The sequence below is a fragment of the Plantibacter sp. CFBP 13570 genome, assembly GCF_014841395.1.
Lineage (GTDB): Bacteria > Actinomycetota > Actinomycetes > Actinomycetales > Microbacteriaceae > Plantibacter > Plantibacter auratus.
This window is the reverse complement of the sequence record NZ_JACYTW010000049.1, coordinates 1-18,212: the sequence shown is the minus strand read 5'-3', so window position 1 is coordinate 18,212 and position 18,212 is coordinate 1. Positions and strand designations below refer to the sequence as shown.

General features: G+C 69.5%; 12 protein-coding genes. 10 read left to right on the top strand and 2 right to left on the bottom strand.

What is annotated here, in order from left to right; all coding sequences use genetic code 11:
• The first annotated feature begins 62 nt into the window (after positions 1-62).
• The 6 genes from IFT89_RS15070 to IFT89_RS15045 all read left to right on the top strand — a co-directional run bounded on the left by IFT89_RS15070 (position 63) and on the right by IFT89_RS15045 (position 6,808).
• A complete protein-coding gene (locus tag IFT89_RS15070) occupies positions 63-1,067 on the top strand; it encodes a DUF5819 family protein (RefSeq protein ID WP_202939365.1) in 1,005 nt (334 codons plus the stop codon).
• Positions 1,064-2,089, top strand: a complete 1,026-nt coding sequence (locus IFT89_RS15065) for an HTTM domain-containing protein (RefSeq protein WP_202939364.1) — start codon at positions 1,064-1,066, stop codon at positions 2,087-2,089. The genes IFT89_RS15070 and IFT89_RS15065 overlap by 4 nt, the downstream gene beginning before the upstream one ends.
• 398 nt (positions 2,090-2,487) lie before the next feature.
• On the top strand, positions 2,488-3,276 hold the full coding sequence (locus IFT89_RS15060) for a DeoR/GlpR family DNA-binding transcription regulator (RefSeq protein ID WP_085512485.1): 789 nt from the start codon (positions 2,488-2,490) through the stop codon (positions 3,274-3,276).
• Entirely contained in the window at positions 3,273-4,274 is a 1,002-nt protein-coding gene (locus tag IFT89_RS15055) for a 1-phosphofructokinase family hexose kinase (protein ID WP_202939363.1), read from the top strand. Before IFT89_RS15060 ends, IFT89_RS15055 begins: the two co-directional genes overlap by 4 nt.
• 142 nt (positions 4,275-4,416) lie before the next feature.
• Complete coding sequence (locus tag IFT89_RS15050; protein ID WP_194645243.1) at positions 4,417-6,459, top strand: PTS fructose transporter subunit IIABC; 2,043 nt, start codon at positions 4,417-4,419, stop codon at positions 6,457-6,459.
• Positions 6,460-6,538: 79 nt separating this feature from the next.
• Positions 6,539-6,808, top strand: a complete 270-nt coding sequence (locus IFT89_RS15045) for an HPr family phosphocarrier protein (protein WP_056014456.1) — start codon at positions 6,539-6,541, stop codon at positions 6,806-6,808.
• A 373-nt stretch (positions 6,809-7,181) separates the two neighbouring features.
• On the opposite strand, the gene IFT89_RS15040 is transcribed toward IFT89_RS15045, so the two are convergent.
• The gene (locus IFT89_RS15040) at positions 7,182-11,090 is read right to left on the bottom strand and encodes a glycoside hydrolase (protein WP_202939362.1); all 3,909 of its coding nucleotides are present in this window, start codon (positions 11,088-11,090) and stop codon (positions 7,182-7,184) included.
• Between the two features lie 359 nt (positions 11,091-11,449).
• Positions 11,450-12,490 (bottom strand): LacI family DNA-binding transcriptional regulator, encoded by a 1,041-nt coding sequence (locus IFT89_RS15035; RefSeq protein ID WP_244650750.1) that lies wholly within the window; start codon positions 12,488-12,490, stop codon positions 11,450-11,452.
• A gap of 150 nt (positions 12,491-12,640) precedes the next feature.
• On the opposite strand from IFT89_RS15035, the gene IFT89_RS15030 reads away from it, so the two are divergent.
• The 4 genes from IFT89_RS15030 (at position 12,641) to IFT89_RS15015 (ending at position 17,880) form a co-directional block, all read left to right on the top strand.
• A complete protein-coding gene (locus IFT89_RS15030) occupies positions 12,641-13,564 on the top strand; it encodes a carbohydrate ABC transporter permease (RefSeq protein WP_064296050.1) in 924 nt (307 codons plus the stop codon).
• A complete protein-coding gene (locus tag IFT89_RS15025; protein ID WP_202939361.1) occupies positions 13,564-14,514 on the top strand; it encodes a carbohydrate ABC transporter permease in 951 nt (316 codons plus the stop codon). The genes IFT89_RS15030 and IFT89_RS15025 overlap by 1 nt, the downstream gene beginning before the upstream one ends.
• A 138-nt stretch (positions 14,515-14,652) precedes the next feature.
• Positions 14,653-16,005, top strand: coding sequence for an ABC transporter substrate-binding protein (locus IFT89_RS15020; RefSeq protein WP_202939360.1), 1,353 nt, complete (start codon positions 14,653-14,655; stop codon positions 16,003-16,005).
• Positions 16,006-16,122: 117 nt separating this feature from the next.
• Positions 16,123-17,880 carry a glycoside hydrolase family 35 protein gene (locus IFT89_RS15015; RefSeq protein ID WP_202939359.1) on the top strand — a complete coding sequence of 586 codons (1,758 nt, stop codon included), beginning with the start codon at positions 16,123-16,125 and terminating at the stop codon, positions 17,878-17,880.
• The last annotated feature ends 332 nt before the right edge of the window (positions 17,881-18,212 follow it).

Here is an 18,212-nt window from a genome sequence, read left to right as displayed (position 1 = left end):
CGGACGGCACCACCGAACGGGTGTCCCCGCGGTTCATCACCACCCAGCACCAAGGAGGAACCGTGACTCCGATCACACGCACACCCGTCGGGGGGCGTCCTGACGCCCTTCGACAGGCTCAGGGACCGGAAGGGGCTCAGGGACCGGAGGGGGCTCAGGGACCGGATGGCGTCGAGGGGCGCGAGGCCGGGCAACCGGTCCCTGAGCCTGTCGAAGGGCAGGATTCGGCGGGGACCCTTCGACAAGCTCAGGGACCGAAGGGCGCTCAGAGACTGAACGGCGAACCGGGACCGGGGCCGGCCGCCCCGCCGAAGCGGGCCGCGCGCATCGCGGCCGCGGTCTCGATCGCCCTCGTCGGTGTCTACGTCGCCGGCACCCTCGTCATCGTCTCGCCGACCACACCCGTCCGTGGTGCCGTCGTCGCCGCGGCGGGCCCGTACTTCACGCAGAAGTGGAACGTCTTCGCGCCGAGCATCATGAAGACGAACATCACCTTCTCCGTCCAGGCGCAGTGGCGCGACGCCGACGGGATGCTCGTGAAGTCCGACTGGGTGAACGTCACGAAGCTCGAGCAGCAGGCGGTCCCCGGCCACGCAGAGCCCTCGCGGATCCAGAAGTCCTCGTGGAACGCGATGCTCGCCTACAACGCCCGCTACCTCGCTCTCGACGCTCAGCAGCGTGAGATCGTCCGCGACACCTTCATCCAGCGGGCCGATGGCGGCGGGTACCGCGCGCAGTCGGCGGAGTCGCTCATCGCCGACCTCGACGCCGTCAGCACGACGCCGGGCTCTGGGCAGGGCGACATCGTCCGGTTCCTCCGCTACGACTACATGCTCAAGGAGTACGCGACCGCGTTCTCCACGGCGTACTTCGACCAGGACGTCGAGCGCGTCCGGTGGCGGATCGACCGCACCCGCCCGAACGACTTCGAGAACCGCTTCTCCGAGGAGCAGCAGTTCGACGACACCGCCGTCACCTTCGGCTGGCGGCACGTCGACGACGTCATCGACCCGGAGACCCTCGCCGTCTACCGGGACGTCATCACCCGGTACGGGGGTGCACGATGAACGCCGTCCGTGCCGGGTTCGACCGGTTCGCCGGCTGGGTCACAGGTGCCAAGCACGCCGGCTACAGCCTCTCCGCGCTCCGGATCCTCTACGGTGTCGCAATCGTCAGCTTCCTGTTCACGAGTCTCGCCGACCGCCACTACCTCTGGGGCGTCGCATCGAAGTGGGTCGACCCGGAGGCGAACCGCCGCGCCTGGTTCCCGCTGTTCGAGCTCGTCTTCACGAAGGACAGCGCCTTCGTCTTCGACCTCGCGTACGGGGTGCTCATCGTGCTCGGCCTGCTGTTCCTCGTCGGCTGGCAGACCCGGTTCGTCACGCCCGTCCTGCTCGTGTTCTGGGTGGGGCTCGCGACCAACAGCACGGTGCTGACCAACGGCGGCGACACGATCATCCGCATCACGCTGCTGTTCCTGGTATTCGCGGATCTGTCGCGTCACTGGTCGGTCGACGCCTGGCTCACCAAGCGGCGGGGTCGAGCGCCGCGGCCGATCCTGCGCGGTCGGTTCGCGATCCCGGCATGGCTCGCGAACGCCGCCAACTACACCGCGGTCCTCCTCTGCGCGTACCAGATCATGCTCGTCTACGTGAACTCCGGCATCTACAAGCTCATGGGTCCCGAGTGGCGTGAGGGGACCGCGTTCTACTACTCGCTCGTCCTCGACGTGTTCCGGCCGTTCCCCGCGCTGAGCGACCTCGCCTGGCAGCTCGGACCGTTCGTCTGGGTGGCGACGTTCCTGTCCGTCTGGGTGCAGTTGCTGTTCCCGGTGCTGATCCTGTGGCGGCCCACGCGGATCCTCGCACTCGGCTTCACGATCCTCATGCACCTCGGTATCGGCCTGTTCCTCGGACTGTGGCCGTTCTCGCTCGCGATGATCGCGCTCGACCTGCTGTTCGTCCGCGACCGCAGCTGGGTCGCCGTCGGTCGGTGGGCGTCGCACGCCGGGGGAGTGCTCCGCCAACTGCTGCCGGAGCGCGAAGCAGCGGAGAGACCTGTCACGACGTCGGCCGGTTCGCCGTCGTGACACCAGCCGTCTCGCGCGTTCGGGTGCGAGACGAACCGGCGGTCGGCGCCACGGTTGCGCCGACCGCCACCCCTTTGCCGGTCCCGGCCCTCGCGCCCTGACCCGCTGCCGACCGACCTCGCTGATCGGTCACTGAGCCGCCCACCTCATCGGCCACTGAGCCTGTCGAAGTGCGCCCTTCGACAGGCTCAGGGACCGGGGTGGTTGCTGCCCTTCGACAGGCTCAGGGACCGGGGGGTGGTTGCTGCCCTTCGACAGGCTCAGGGACCGGGATGGTTGCTGCCCTGCGACAAGCTCAGGGTCCGGCGTAGAAGTGGATCTGTGTTTCTCTGTGTTTGTGTGATACTTTCTTCGCACTGCAAGCCTGCAACACCGGAAACGAAGGTCAAGGACGACGCATGTACGCGACGGAGCGGCACGAGCACATCACCAGCCGGGTGAAGACGAGCGGACGGGTCTCCGTCGCGGACGTCTCCCGTGAGCTGGGCGTCACCGCTGAGACGATCCGTCGCGACCTCGACCAGCTCGAAACCTCCGGTGTCCTGCGCCGCGTCCATGGCGGTGCCGTCTCCGCAGCACGTGCTTCCGTCGCCGAGGCCAGCCTCGCCGATCGCCAGGGCCAGCGGAGCGACGCGAAAGCGACGATCGCCCGTGCGGCCCTCAGGCTCATCCCGGCGACGTTCAGCGGCTCGATCGTCATCGACGCCGGGACGACCACGGCCCACCTCGCCGACCTCCTCGTCACCTGGCGCCCGGCCACCGCCGGCCAGACGCTCACGGTCATCACCAACTCCGTCCCGATCGCCGCGACGCTCCACCACTGCGACCACGTCGAACTGCACCTGCTCGGTGGCCGCGTCCGTGGCATCACCAGCGCGGCGGTCGGCAGCACGACCGTCGACGAGCTCGGCCGGTTCCGCCCCGACATCGCCTTCGTCGGCGCCAACGGGGTCAGTGCCGACTTCGGCCTCAGCACGCCGGACGAGCTCGAGGGCGCAGTGAAGTCGGCGATCGTCCGCGGTTCGCGCCGGGCCGTCGTGCTCGCCGACGCCGCCAAGCTCGGTGAGGAAGCGCTCATCCGCTTCGCCGCCCTCGACGAGATCGACACCGTCATCACCGACGAGGTCGTTCCGACGACGCTCGGGGACGCCCTCGAGGCTGCGGGTGTCGAGGTGGTCGTCGCATGATCATCACCCTGACCGCCAACCCCTCGCTCGACCACACGGTGGAGCTCCCCGGTGTCGTCGAGCGCGGCGAGGTCCTCCGTGCCCTCGCCAGCCGGGAGCAGCCGGGCGGCAAGGGCGTCAACGTCTCCCGGGCCATCGCCGCCGCCGAGCTGGCGACCATCGCCGTCCTCCCCGGCGAATCGACCGACCCGATGATCGAGTCGCTCCGCGCGCAGGGCATCGACGTCCTCGCCGTCCCGACCGGGCAGCCCGTGCGCCGCAACATCACGCTGACCGAGCCCGACGGCACCACGACCAAGATCAACGAGCCGGGTCCGCTCCTCACCGAGGACGACGCGGCACGCCTCGTCGACGCGACCGCGCGTGCCGCCGCGAGTGCCGAGTGGCTCGTCATCGCCGGTTCGCTGCCGCCCGGGCTGCCGGCCGACTTCTACGCACGGATCGTCCGGGCCGCTCGCGCCCTCACCGACGGCACCCGCCCGCTCGTCGCCGTCGACAGCTCGGGGGAGCCGCTCGCAGCCCTCCTCGCCGCCTTCGCCGCCACCGGGGAACGCGTCGACCTCATCAAGCCGAACGGTGCCGAACTCGCCGAACTCACCGGCACGGCGTCCGGCGACGAGATCGAGGCGGACCCGGCGCTCGCCGCATCCGTCGCCGCCACGCTCATCGGCTCTACGGACCGACCCGGCCCGGTCGCCGCCGTCCTCGTCACGCTCGGCTCCCGAGGCGCCGTGCTCGTGGAGGGCGACACCGCCTGGTCGGCCCGGGCCCCGAAGATCGTCGCGCGCAGCACCGTCGGCGCAGGGGACTCCTCCCTCGCCGGCTACCTGATCGCCCGAACCGCAGGTCTCGCACCTGCAGCACGCCTCGCGCAGGCCGTCGCCCACGGAGCCGCAGCCGCGGCACTCCCGGGCAGCGACGTACCGGCGCTCAGCGGGACGGACGCCGCCGCCATCGACGTCGTCCAGCTCCCGCAGCGGATCCCCTCCGCCCCCTGACCGCCCACCCCGGTCCCTGACCGCCCACCCCGGTCCCTGACCGCCCACCCCGGTCCCTGACCGCCCACCCCGGTCCCTGAGCTTGTCGAAGGGCCGCCCCGACCACCCGAAGCACCAGCATCCGTTTCGAAGGAGAACCCAGATGTCCACCCCACTCATCACCCCAGGGCTCGTCGCCCTCGACGCCGACCTCGGCACCGACCGCGCGGGTGTCATCCGCGCGCTCGCCGAGCTCGTCGTCCGCGCCGGCCGTGCCACCGACACCGAGGCCCTCTTCGCCGACGCCTGGGCGCGGGAGAGTAAGACCGACACCGGCATCCCCGGCGGCATCGCGATCCCGCACTGCCGTTCAGCCGCCGTCACCGAGCCGACGCTCGCGATGGCCCGTGTCTCGCCGCTCGTCGACTTCGGTTCCGACGACGGCCCGGCCGACCTCCTCTTCTTCATCGCGGCCCCGGACGGCGCCGACCAGGCGCACCTCGCCCTCCTGTCGAAGCTCGCCCGCTCGCTCATCAAGCCCGAGTTCGTGACCTCACTGCGTGAGGCGCCCGACGCCGCCGCGGTGGTCGCACTCGTCGATGGTGCACTCAGCGACGCGCCCAAGCCGGCGTCGGCTCCTGCAGCCGAGCGCGCCGCGACGGCTCCCGTCGAGGCCGGCGACCAGGCCGCCCGGCCCGTGCTCATCGCGGTCACCTCGTGTGCGACGGGCATCGCCCACACCTACATGGCGGCCGACTCGCTCGCCGCCACCGCGAAGCGCCTCGGTGTCGAGCTCCATGTCGAGACGCAGGGCGCCTCCGGTGCGACCCCGCTGCCCGCCGACGTCGTCGCGAAGGCACAGGCGGTCATCTTCGCCGTCGACGTGGACGTCCGCGACGTCACCCGCTTCGCCGGGAAGCCCGTCATCAAGGCTCCCGTGAAGCGCGGCATCGACGCCCCGGAACAGCTCATCAACGACGCGGTCGCCGCGATCTCGAACCCGAACGCCCCGCGGGTCGCCGCAGCCGCCGGTGACGCCTCCGCATCGACGTCGGACAAGAAGGACGCCAACGTCGGTCAGTCGATCAAGCGCTGGCTGCTCACCGGCGTCAGCTACATGATCCCGTTCGTCGCGGGTGGCGGTCTGCTCATCGCCCTCGGCTTCCTCCTCGGTGGATACAACATCACCGAGAACGCCGGCAAGATCATCGTCGAGAACAGCCTCGTCAACCTGCCGGCCGGCGGACTCGGTGCCTACCTCGGTGCCGTCGCATTCTCCATCGGCAACGCCTCGATGGCGTTCCTCGTCCCGGCCCTCGCCGGCTACATCGCCTACGCCATCGCCGACCGACCGGGCATCGCGCCCGGGTTCGTCGCCGGTGCCGTCGCCCTCCTCATGAGCGCCGGCTTCCTCGGTGGACTCGTCGGTGGTCTGCTCGCCGGTGGTGTCGCCTACGGCCTCGGTCGCCTGAACGTGCCGCGGTGGCTGCGTGGGCTGATGCCCGTCGTGATCATCCCGCTGATCGGCTCGATCGTCGCGTCCGGCCTCATGATCCTCGTCCTCGGCGGCCCGATCGCCGCACTCATGGGCGGGCTCAACTCCTGGCTCTCCGGCCTCACCGGTGTCTCCGCGATCCTGCTCGGCGTGATCCTCGGCACGATGATGGCGTTCGACCTCGGTGGCCCCGTCAACAAGGTCGCGTACTCGTTCGCCGTCGCCGGTCTCGGTGCGGGAACGCTCGCCAACCAGGCACCGTGGCAGATCATGGCCGCCGTGATGGCCGCCGGCATGGTGCCGCCGCTCGCGATGGCACTCGCCTCGACCGTCCTCAGCCGTCGTTCGTTCACCGCGGTCGAGCGGGAGAACGGCAAGGCAGCCTGGCTGCTCGGTGCCGCGTTCATCAGCGAGGGTGCGATCCCGTTCGCCGCGGCCGACCTGTTCCGCGTCATCCCCGCGTCGATCCTCGGTGGTGCCGCCACCGGCGCGCTCATCATGGCGACCGGCGTCACCTCGCAGGCACCGCACGGTGGCATCTTCGTGTTCTTCGCCATCGGGAACATCGGGATGTTCATCCTGTCGGTCGCCGTCGGAACCGTCATCACCGCGATCGCGGTCATCCTGCTGAAGCGGTTCGCCCGTCGTCGTCCGGTGGAGGGTGTCGACAAGGCAGCCCCGGCGGTCGCCACGGCACCCGCGACCGTCTGATCCGTACCCGTCCGATCCACAGCCTGACCTGATCCACTGGTCCGGCCGGCACCAACCGAACCGCAGAAGGAGCATCATCATGGCCGAACGCCAAGCCACCATCGCCAGCCGCGTCGGGCTGCACGCCCGCCCCGCCAAGCTCTTCATCGAGACGGTCAAGCGCCAGCCGGTGCCCGTCACGATCGAGCTCGGCGACTCGGGCCCGCTCGACGCCTCGAGCATCCTCACGATCATGAGCCTCGGCGCCACCAACGGCGACGTCGTCACCCTCCGCGCTGAGGGCGAGGGTGCCGACGAGGCGCTCGCCGAGCTCGCCGGTCTCCTCGAGACGGACCTCGACGCCGAGTAGTCACCCTGCACCACGAAGCCCCGCCGCCCGAGTCATCTCGGACGGCGGGGTTTCCTCGTGGGCCCTTCAACAGGCTCAGGGAGCGGGTCTCTCCGCGGGAAGGGCTCCGGTCACTGAGCTTGTCGAAGTGTCTTCGGGGAACCGTTTCGTGTCGTGCGTGGTTACTCGTGGGCCCTTCGACAGGCTCAGGGAGCGTGGAACCGTTCCGGTCACTGAGCTTGTCGAAGTGTCCTCGGGGAACCGTTTCGTGTCGAGCGTGGAACCGTTCCGGTCACTGAGCTTGTCGAAGTGTCCTCGGGGAACCGCGCGTCTGCCGACACGCGACGAACCCCGCCACCCGCGACGACGGGTGACGGGGTTCATCAGCAGTGACCTACTCGGCGGAGCGGCGGCGACGCGCGAGCAGCACCGAGGCGAAGCCGACGAGGCCGAGGAGCAGCGCGACGAGCCCGATGCTCGACACATCCACACCGGTGCGCGACAGCGAGTCGGTTCCGGCGGCCGAACCGCCCGAGGGGGAGCTCGTGCCGTCACCGCCACCGACCGCGCCATCACCGGAGCCCGTGCCGGGACCGGTCCCGGGATTCGTCCCCGGGTCGGTGCCGGGATCGGTCCCCGGGTCCACCGCGGCGGCGAGCACCGTCACCGGCGTGGACGTCGTCTCGACCGGCGCGAAGCCATCGGCCGAGACCGTGACCCGCACCGCGAGCGCGGCACCCGCACTGCCGGCGGGCGGCGTGAACGTCGCCGTGTCGGCACCGTCCACGACCTCGTCGTCGAGCAGCCAGGCGTAGACCACCGCCGCGTCCTCCGGGTCCACGACGACTGCCGCGGTCGTCGGGACACCCTCGCGGGCCACGCTCGACAGCGTCGCGGTCGCGACCGCCGTCCGGGCGAAGGTGATGGTCGTCGACTGCGTGGTCACCCCGTCGGCCGCCGTCACCGTGATGACGACACCGTCGGTCGCGTCAGCCGCAGCACGGGCCGCAGCCGCGGGTGCTGCTTCGAGCGGCTCGATCGTCACCGTCGCGTCGCGGTCGGCCGGGATGGCGTCGACCACCGGGTCGGCGGACCCTGCCAGCGGCACCTCGTACTCGAGGACGCCTGCATCGAAGCCCTCGACCGGCGTGCCGTTCACCCGCAGCGCGGCGAGGCTCGCCTCGGTCGCGACCGAGGGTGCGAGCGCGTAGATCTCGACCTCCGAGACGACCAGGTGGGTGTTCGCGTACGCCGTCATCACGACACGGACCGCACTCGTACGGACGCCACCGAGGTCGACGTCGACGATCGGCGCCGTCCCATCGGTCGGGACCGGCACGGCGACCGCCCCACCCGGAGCGTCGATCCACGCGCCGTCGGCGTCGCGGACCTGCACGGTCAAAGCGCTCGGCCAGCTGTTGGTGCTCCCGTCCTTGTAGGCGTAGAAGGTGACGTGCTCGATCGTGTGCTCACCGCCGAGCTCGTAGCTCAGGGTGTCGCTCGCCGGCTTGTTCGACGAGCGCCAGTTCGACCAGCCCTTGTCGTTCCGCACACCGTTCTTCGTGTTGCTCGCGGGGTAGCCGGACTCGGTGGACGTCGCGCTCGCGACGGTCGTGGCGTCCGGCGCGATGTTCCGCTCGCCGGGCGCCGTGACGATGATCGACAGGAGTGCGTCGATCGGTGCCGCGGCCGGGTCGTTCGACGCAGCCGCGCCGCGCACCTGCACCACACCGGTGTCGGCGAGGTCGGCGTCGTCGAGGGTGCTGAAGTTCCACGTGACGGCCGTGTCGAAGCGGTTGGTGCTCGCGCCGATCTGCGCCGGGACCGTGGTGGGTGACGCAGCGATGACGGCGCTCGCCGGGGACCCCGCGGCGACCGTCAGGGAGACCGGCTCGGTAGTCGTGAAGCCGCCGATGTCGACGGTGGCCTGCGCGGTGAACGCCGCACCCCACCCGTCGGTGCCCGAACCGTTCACGACGATCGTGCCCGGCGTGTTCCAGTCCACGGCCAAGGTGTCCCACGTGACCGGCACCTGAGCGCCCTGGACCGCGCCGTACAGCGGGACCACGGTCGCGGGCAGCGCCGCCGGAACACCGGCGACGGTCTGCAGCGTGACCGGCTGCACCCCCGTGAGGGCGGTGTCGACGAAGTTCCAGGTCTGGTTCGCGCCGTTGTTCGACTGGTAGACGCCGACGGCGGCGCCCGTGGTGGTGGACTGCCCGCCCACCTCGAGGGCCTGGCTGGTGCCGACGTTCACGAGGCTCCATTCGGAGCCGTTGGTCGTCGTCGGGATCCACTGCAGCGAGGGGTCGGCCGCAGCCTGTTCCCGCGTCGCAGCGACGAGCGAGGTGCCGGCGGAGTTCGCGGAGAGGAGTGCCCCGGACGAGCTGCGGACGGCGTAGCGGTCGGTGTTCGTGCCGCCACCCGAGAGGAGCTCGGTGGTCCACACCTGTGCGGCACCGGTCGTGGCATCGGAGGCACGCGGGGTGATCGTGCCGGCCGGGACGGTCCCGGTCGTGGTGGATGCGGTGAACGCCTTCGCGCTCTGCTTGCCGACGAGCTGGTAGGCGTGTCCGTCCTGGAACGGTGCCGCGTCGGCTGCGACACCGGTCGCGCCGTCGACGAGGAAGGTGGTGACCGACTTCGCCGGGACGGTGAGCGTCGCCTGCTTGGTCACCGGGTCGATCGACACGGCGTCGCCCTGCACGAGTGCGTTGGCGGTGACGTCGTCCGCGGGGGACTCCGTCGTCACGATCGGCGTGACCGTCGCGCCGGGAGCGATGTCCGCGAACTTCGACAGGTCGATGGTGATCGTCCGAGCGGAGGTCGACGGGTTGGCGTGCACGAGGGTCGCACCGGTGCCGTCGGCACGGAGCGCCGTGGTGGTCTGCGTGTCGGTGGACGGGATGAGGCGGTCACCGGGCTGCACGTAGTGGGTGAAGTTGCGGAGCGTGTTGTACTTCGCGTTCGTCTTCACCGAGCAGCTCGGGTCGGCGTCGCCGTCGGCGATGCGTCGCTCGGAGTCGCCCTCCGCGTTGCAGTCGAAGTCGATGAGGACGCTGCCCCAGTTGAGCTTCTCGACCTTCTCCATGTTGTAGAGGTCCTCGACGGGCTGCCAGAGCACCCACGCGGTCGACTCCAGGTTGCGGAGGTCGTCGATGAGGTGCGTCGCCATACCGATGCCGTTGTCGATGTTCGTGAGGTTGTGCTTGCCGCTGGAGTCCCAGTTGCCCTCGACCTCGCTCATCCACAGCGGCTTGCCGGCGGTCTTCGCGATGTCGCGCGCGACGACGCTGCCGCCCTGGCCGTAGCTGTGGACGTTGAGCTGCGTGACGAGGTCCTTGGCGGTCTGCGACCAGCCGTTCCAGTTGGTCGCGAAGATGCCCGGGTTCGTCTCGTCCATGGCCGCGATGGCGGCCTCGGTCGAGGTGCCCTCGGCGGCGAGGCGCTCGGCGAGGGCCTTGATGACGGCGTCCTGCATGGCCGGGCCGATGTGCGCACCCTCCTGGCGTCCGCCCTTCGGCCAACCGGTGGCCTCGTCGATCTGGGTGCCCCAGTAGTTCGTGTTCGGCTCGTTGAAGGGGTCGATGGTGTCGAAGTCGATACCGGTGTCGGCCTCGAGATGGTCGACGACGGTGGTGAGGTAGGCGACGAAGTCGTCGACGCTCTCCGGCTTCAGCTGCTCGTCGGCGGCGTTGAAGTTGCCTGAGGCGTAGCCGCTCTCGGTCATGAAGTAGGGCGGGGAGTTGCTGAACGCCTCCCACTTGGTGATCTTGTCCTTGAGCGCCGTGAGCCACCAGCGCTGGGTCTCATCGGCGTCGAAGTCGTAGGAGGCCGGGTCGTCGGCGTCCCAGGCGGCGGCGTAGCGGTCGCGGTCGGCGTAGTCGGAGGTGATGGGGCCGTCGGCGTCGCTCGTGGCGGGGTCCGGGTTCCACCAGCCGTCGACCGCGCCGCCGGCCCGCAGGTAGGGCGGGACGTCGCTGGCGTTGCCGCCACCGATGTTGTAGCGGGCGATGTTGAGGTTGAGACCGTCCTCACCGAACACCTTGTCGAAGAGGTCCTGACGGACGTCCGCCGGGTAATCGCCTGTGGCGTTGGCGAACCAGACGAGGCTCGTGCCCCAGCCTTCGAACGCCTCGTTCTGGTAAGCCGGGTTGGGGGTGATGGTGAGGGGAGTGCTCTCCGCGGCGGCCGCAGGTGCGGCCTCCACGGTGGCGAGTGCTGGGGCGATCGCGGCGATGCCGAGGGCGACGGCGACGGTCGCTCCGATCGTTCGTCGGCGGACTGGTGACGGCAGTGTCATCGGTGGTTCCTTCGTTGGAGGCCGTGGTGCAGGGGATGTTCACGTGAACATTCGGCGGCGTCGAACCCCCGTGTTCACGTCAACATTTCCGACGAGTATGGGCGACCCCTCGCTCGGGTGTCAAGGCGGGTCCGGTCATTGCGGCCCCATTCCGGTCCGTTCCGGCTGAGGCCCCTGCGCAGGTCACTGGGACCCCTACGCCGGTCACTGGGGCCCCTACGCCGGTCACTGAGCCTGTCGAAGTGCGGAGCTGGCATTTCGACAGGCTCAATGACCGGGGCTTCGTTCGCCGAGCTGGTCGAGGTGTCGCCGTGGGCATTTCGACAGGCTCAATGACCGCGTGGAGTGTCTCGCTCGCCTCAGCGCGCGGGCGGGGAAGCCGTGCTCGCGCGGACGACGAGGGACGTCGGCGTGAGGGGCTCGGTGGAGAGCTGCGGGCCCTCCTCGATCTCGCGGAGGAGCGTGGTGATCGCCCGGCGTCCGATCTCGTCGAAGTCCTGGTGCACCGTCGTGAGCGGCGGCCAGAACGAGTCCGACTCCGGGGTGTCGTCGAAGCCGACGACGCTGATCGACTCCGGCACGGCACGCCCGCGCTCGTGCAGGGCACGGAGGAGCCCGAGCGCCATCTGGTCGTTCGAGGCGAACACGGCCGTGATCTCCGGGCGCTCGGCGATCTCGAGGCCGATCTCGTACCCCGAGGTCGTCGACCAGTCGCCACGGAACGCGGGCGGCGGCGTGATCCCGGCCTCGCGCAGCGTGTCGGCCCAGCTCTGCTCGCGACGGGCCGCCGAGTACGACGTGCGGGGGCCGGCGATGTGCCAGACGCCCTGGTGTCCAAGGTCGAGGAGGTGCTGGGTGGCGAGTGCCGCGCCCTGCGCCTGATCGTTGTCCACCACCGGGTAGTCGGTGCGAGCCGCGGAGTCGATGACGACGACGGGCAGGCCGGAGGGGAGTTCGACGTCCGCGCCGTCGACGATGTGCGACTCGATGACGATGATGAGTCCGTCGACGTCCTGCTCGCGGAGGCTGTCGAGGGCGACCGCGACGTCGCGTTGCGTCGGGTACTCGACGGGGACGACCGTGACCGAGTATCCGGCCCGCGCGGCCTGGACCGTGATCGCGTCGAGCGTGCGCATGTTGCCGTAGGAGGAGAGCGTGAACATCGTGATCCCGATGCTGCGGGTGCGCCCCGATCGCAGCGCCCGCGCGGCCTTGTTCGGGCGGTAGCCGAGCTCGGTCATCGCCTCGAGCACGCGGTCGCGGGTGCCGTCGTCCACGTTGGTCAGCCCGTTCGCGACACGGGAGACGGTCTGGGAGGAGACGCCGGCGTGCGCCGCGACGTCCGCCATCGACGGTGCTCGCCTGGCGCGGCCAGGCGCTCTCCGGGTGGTGTCCGTCATGGTCTCCCTATCGTCGCATCCATCCTTGCATGTTGACGTGAACATGCTATGGTACCGATCAGATGTTGACGTAAACATCCACCGCGATCCCTCCCCCGCACGGCTCCACCGCACGACGGTTCCGCCCGAATCCCAGCAAGGAAGCTGCCCATGACCACTACGACCGCTCGCACCGGCCGGCCACCAGCGGTCCGTGTCCACCGACGCGACCGCCGGGATTGGAAGGGCTGGGCGTTCATCGCCCCCTTCATGATCGTCTTCGCGCTGATGATCATCGCGCCCCTCGTCTACGCGCTGTACCTCAGCTTCTTCCAAGAGAAGCTCATCGGCGGCAACGCCTTCGTCGGTTTCGAGAACTACGCCCAGGTGCTCCAGGACCCGAAGTTCTGGGAGCCGTTCGGTCGCGTCGCACTGTTCTTCGTCGTGCAGGTGCCGATCATGCTCGCCCTGTCGCTCACCGCCGCACTCGCGCTCGACAGCGCCAGGCTCCACGGCGCCGCCTTCTTCCGTATCGCGCTCTTCCTGCCGTACGCCGTCCCGGGCGTCGTCGCGGCGCTCATCTGGGGCTTCATCTACGGCGACCAGTTCGGTCTCGCCGGCAGCTTCAACGACCTCGTCGGTGCCCAGATCCTCGAGCCGTTCAGCTCCCAGGCCGTCCTCGCGTCCATCGGCAACATCGTGACGTGGGAGTTCATGGGCTACAACATGCTCATCTTCTACGCCGCCCTCCGCGTCGTGCCCGGTGAGATCTACGAGGCGGCCGAGATCGACGGGGCCGGACAGTTCCGCACCGTCTTCAGCATCAAGATCCCCGCCCTCCGCGGAGCGCTCGTCATCGCCACGATCTTCTCCGTCATCGGGTCGTTCCAGCTCTTCAACGAGCCGAACCTGCTGAAGAACCTCGCGCCCAACGTGATCACGAGCAACTTCACCCCGAACATGTACGCCTACAACCTGTCCTTCGCCGGTCAGCAGTTCAACCTCGCGGCGACGGTCGCGATCATCATGGGCGTCATCACCGCCGTCATCGCCTACGTCGTGCAGGTGCGCGGCTCCCGACAGGAGAACAGCTGATGGCCACCGTCTCGAACCCGACCGTCCGCCCGCAGACCGTGTCGACCCGGACCGCCCGCAACCCGCGTGCCTTCGACCGGCCCACCCGGAAGCGCCACGACCCGCGCCGCAAGCGCTCGATCGTCCTCACGATCGTCATGGCCGTCTTCCTCATCTACTCGGTCGTCCCGATCCTGTGGCTCGTCATCAACGCGACGAAGTCCCAGCCCGACCTCTTCTCCTCCTTCGGCCTCTGGTTCGGCGACGGCGGGTTCAACCTCTGGCAGAACATCGTCGACACGCTCACCTACCGCGACGGGCAGTTCGTCGGCTGGTTCGGCAACACACTGCTCTACGTGGTGGTCGGTGCCGGTGGGGCGACGCTCCTCGCGACGATCGGCGGCTACGGCCTCGCCAAGTTCCGGTTCCCGGGCAAGCGCGCCGTGTTCGCGATCATCCTCGGCTCCATCGCGGTGCCGGGCACAGCGCTCGCCGTCCCGACGTTCCTGATGTTCAGCCAGCTCGGCCTGACGAACACGCCGTGGGCGGTCATCCTGCCCTCGCTCGTCAGTCCCTTCGGCCTGTACCTCATCTGGACGTACGCGGTGGACGCGGTCCCGACCGAGCTGCTCGAGGCCGCCCGCATGGACGGCGCGGGGGAGTTCCGCACCTTCTTCACGATCTCGTTGCGACTCCTCGGCCCCGGCATCGTCACGGTGCTCCTCTTCGCGATCGTCGCGACCTGGAACAACTACTTCCTGCCGCTCATCATGCTGTCGGAGCCCACCTGGTATCCGCTCACCGTCGGTCTCAGCCAGTGGAGCGCCCAGGCCACCGGTGTCGCCGCGCAGCCGATCTTCAACCTCGTGATCACCGGATCGCTCCTGACCATCGTCCCGATCGTCGTCGCGTTCCTCTTCCTGCAGCGCTTCTGGCAGTCGGGCCTCAGCGCCGGCAGCGTCAAGGGCTGATCCCCGCCGTTCCCAACCCGCACCACCCGCATCACCAACCGGTCCCTGAGCTTGTCGAAGGGCACCACCTCCGCCCTTCGACAGGCTCAGGGACCGGGGCATCACCTCCTCCTCCCAACGCAGTGAAAGGAAACACCCATGAAGCGCATCTCACCGTCTCGCACGGTTCTGCGCCGCGCGGCCACGGCGGCCGTCGCGTCCGCGATGATCGGAGCCTCGCTCGTCGCCTGCTCGTCCGGCGGCGGCAGCACCGCCTCTGGCGACGCCAAGGACATCGAATCCGCCCTCGAAGCCGGTGGCGAGATCACCTACTGGTCCTGGACGCCCTCCGCCGAGGCGCAGGTCGCCGCGTTCGAGAAGGCCTACCCCAAGGTCAAGGTCAACCTCGTCAACGCCGGCACCAACACCACCGAGTACACGAAGCTGCAGAACGCGATCAAGGCCGGTAAGGGTGCCCCCGACGTCGCGCAGGTCGAGTACTACGCCATCCCGCAGTTCGCGCTCAGCGACTCCCTCGTCGACCTCAACGCCTACGGCTTCGGCGACCTGAAGGACGACTACAGCCCCGGCCCGTGGAGCTCCGTCAACATCGGCGACGGCCTCTACGCCCTCCCGCAGGACTCCGGCCCCATGGCCATGTTCTACAACAAGACGGTGTTCGACCAGTACGGCATCGCCGTGCCGACCACGTGGGACGAGTACGTCGCGGCAGCCGCACAGCTGCACACGGCCGATCCGTCGAAGTACATCACCAACGACTCCGGTGACTCCGGCTTCGCGACCAGCATGATCTGGCAGGCCGGTGGACATCCGTTCACCGCCGACGGCACCAAGGTGAGTGTCAACCTCGCCGACGAGGGCGCCAAGAAGTGGGCCGACACCTGGAACCCGCTCGTCGAAGGCGGCCTGCTCTCCGACGTCCCCGGGTGGAGCGACGACTGGTACAAGTCGCTCGGCAACGGCAGCATCGCGACGCTCATCGCGGGCGCCTGGATGCCCGGCGTGCTCGAGTCGTCCGTCGCCGAGGGCTCCGGCCAGTGGCGCGTCGCCCCGATCCCGACCTACGACGGCAAGCCCGCCAACGCCGAGAACGGTGGCGGTGGCCAGGTCGTGCTGAAGCAGAGCAAGAACCCGGCGCTCGCCGCGGGCTTCCTCAAGTGGCTGAACAATGACGAGGACAGCGTCAAGGTCTTCCTCGACAACGGTGGCTTCCCGGCGACGACCGCCGACCTGAACTCCGACGAGTTCCTCTCCGCGGCTCCCGAGTACTTCGGTGGCCAGAAGATCAACGAGGTCCTCGTGCAGGGCGCGAAGGACGTGTCGACCGGGTGGCAGTACCTGCCGTACCAGGTCTACGCGAACAGCATCTTCGCCGACACCGTCGGACAGTCCTACGCGAACAAGGCCGACCTGAACGACGGCCTCGCCGACTGGCAGAAGCAGCTCGTCGAGTACGGCAACACGCAGGGCTTCACGGTCACCGACAAGTAGCCGAACGGCACCTGCAGCACCAGCACCATCGACCGCGGCCGGTCGGAGGGTCCTCCGGGATCCGCTCCGGCCGGCCGTGGTCGCTCCATCCGCACCCCTTCATCACGGAGCCCCAGCATGCCCACCTTCTCCATCGGCGCCGACGACTTCCTGCTCGACGGTCAGCCGTTCCGGATCCTCTCCGGAGCCCTCCACTACTTCCGGGTGCACCCCGAGCAGTGGGCGGACCGCATCGCGAAGGCGAAGCTCATGGGCCTCAACACCATCGAGACCTACGTCGCGTGGAACCAGCACAGCCCCGAGCGCGGCGTGTTCGACACCACGGGCGTGAACGACCTCGAACGCTTCCTCGGCCTCGTCGCCGACGCCGGCATGTACGCGATCGTGCGTCCCGGCCCCTACATCTGCGCCGAGTGGGACAACGGCGGCCTTCCCGGCTGGCTGCTGCACGACCCCGAGCTCGGCCTCCGTCGCAGCGAGCCTCGCTACCTGGCCGCCGTCCGCGAGTACTTCGAGGCGCTGCTGCCGATCGTCGCCCCGCTGCAGATCGACCGCGGCGGTCCCGTCATCCTCGTGCAGGTCGAGAACGAGTACGGCGCCTACGGCGACGACCACGACTACCTCCGCACGCTGACCGACTGGACCCGCGAGCTCGGCATCACGGTGCCGCTGACGACCGTCGATCAGCCCACGGCCCAGATGCTCGAGGACGGCAGCATCCCCGAACTCCACAAGACCGGCTCCTTCGGCAGCCGCTCGCTCGAACGCCTCGCGACCCTGCGGGAACACCAGCCGACCGGGCCGCTCATGTGCTCGGAGTTCTGGGACGGCTGGTTCGACCACTGGGGCGAGCACCACCACACGACGCCTATCGCGGAGACGGCGGCGGACCTCGACGCCCTCCTCGCGGCGGGCGCGTCCGTGAACATCTACATGTTCCACGGCGGCACGAACTTCGGGTTCACCGGTGGCGCGAACGACAAGGGGCAGTACCGCTCGCACGTCACCTCCTACGACTACGACGCGCCCCTCGACGAGGCCGGCCACCCGACGGAGAAATTCTTCGCCTTCCGCGACGTGATCGCGAAGTACGCCGAGGTACCGACGGAGATCCCACCGGCGGCGACGGACGCCCCGGCGTTCACCGCGTCCTTCGAGCAGGAGGTCCCGTTCGCGGACGTGGCCGACGAGATCGCGCCGCTCCAGGCGTTCGACCGGATCCCCACGATGGACGAACTCGGAGCGTTCAGCGGTCTGGCGCGATACCGGGCGTCGCTCGGTGGACGCGGCGGGGTGCTCCGGTTCGCCGAGGTGCGCGACCGCGTGGTCGTCTCCGTCGACGGCGTGCCGGTCGGCGCGCTCACCCGCGAGTTCAAGGAGCGGTCGATCGTGATCCCGGCGGGTGAGACGCTCGAACTCCTCCTCGAGAACCAGGGCCGCGTGAACTACGGCAAGCGCCTGGGGGAGCCGAAGGGGATCATCGGGCCCGTGTCGCTCGACGACGTGGAACTCACGTCGTGGGGCATCGCGCCCGTGGCCCTCGACCGCCTCGACGCCGTCGTGGACGCCGCAGCCACGCGGACGTCCGGCGCCACGATCAGCGGTGCCGGGCCGGTCCTGCTCACCGCCACCGTCACGCTCGACGCGCCCACCGACCTGTTCCTCGACACCGCGGCCTGGGGCAAGGGGCTCGTCTGGGTGAACGGCTTCCTGCTCGGCCGCTACTGGTCGCGAGGGCCGCAGCACACGCTGTACGTCCCGGGCGGCCAGCTCCGTGCCGGGGAGAACCGCTTCACGGTGTTCGAGTTCCATGCGCTCACGACGCCGACGCTCTCCTTCCTCGCCCGCCCTTCGCTCGGCCCGACCGAGTTCTAGCCGCCCACGATCCGGTCGGCGTCGCCCGCACAGACGCGGCGCCGACCGCACCACCCCGGTCCCTGACCTCAACCCCGGTCCCTGAGCTTGTCGAAGGGCCACCGAACCGCTTCCCGCCCTTCGACAGGCTCAGGGACCGATCCAAACGCAGCACCCCACGATGACGTGAAAGGACGCCGCAGCATGCGACGAGCGACGAGACGACCCGACCGATCGACACCGGATGGAGGTGCCGCCGTCCTGCGGCGGGGCGGTCTCGCCGCCGGCCTCCTGGCGGTCGCCATCGTCGGCACCACCGCCCTGACAGCCGGGAGCGCGGCCGCTGCCGAGGC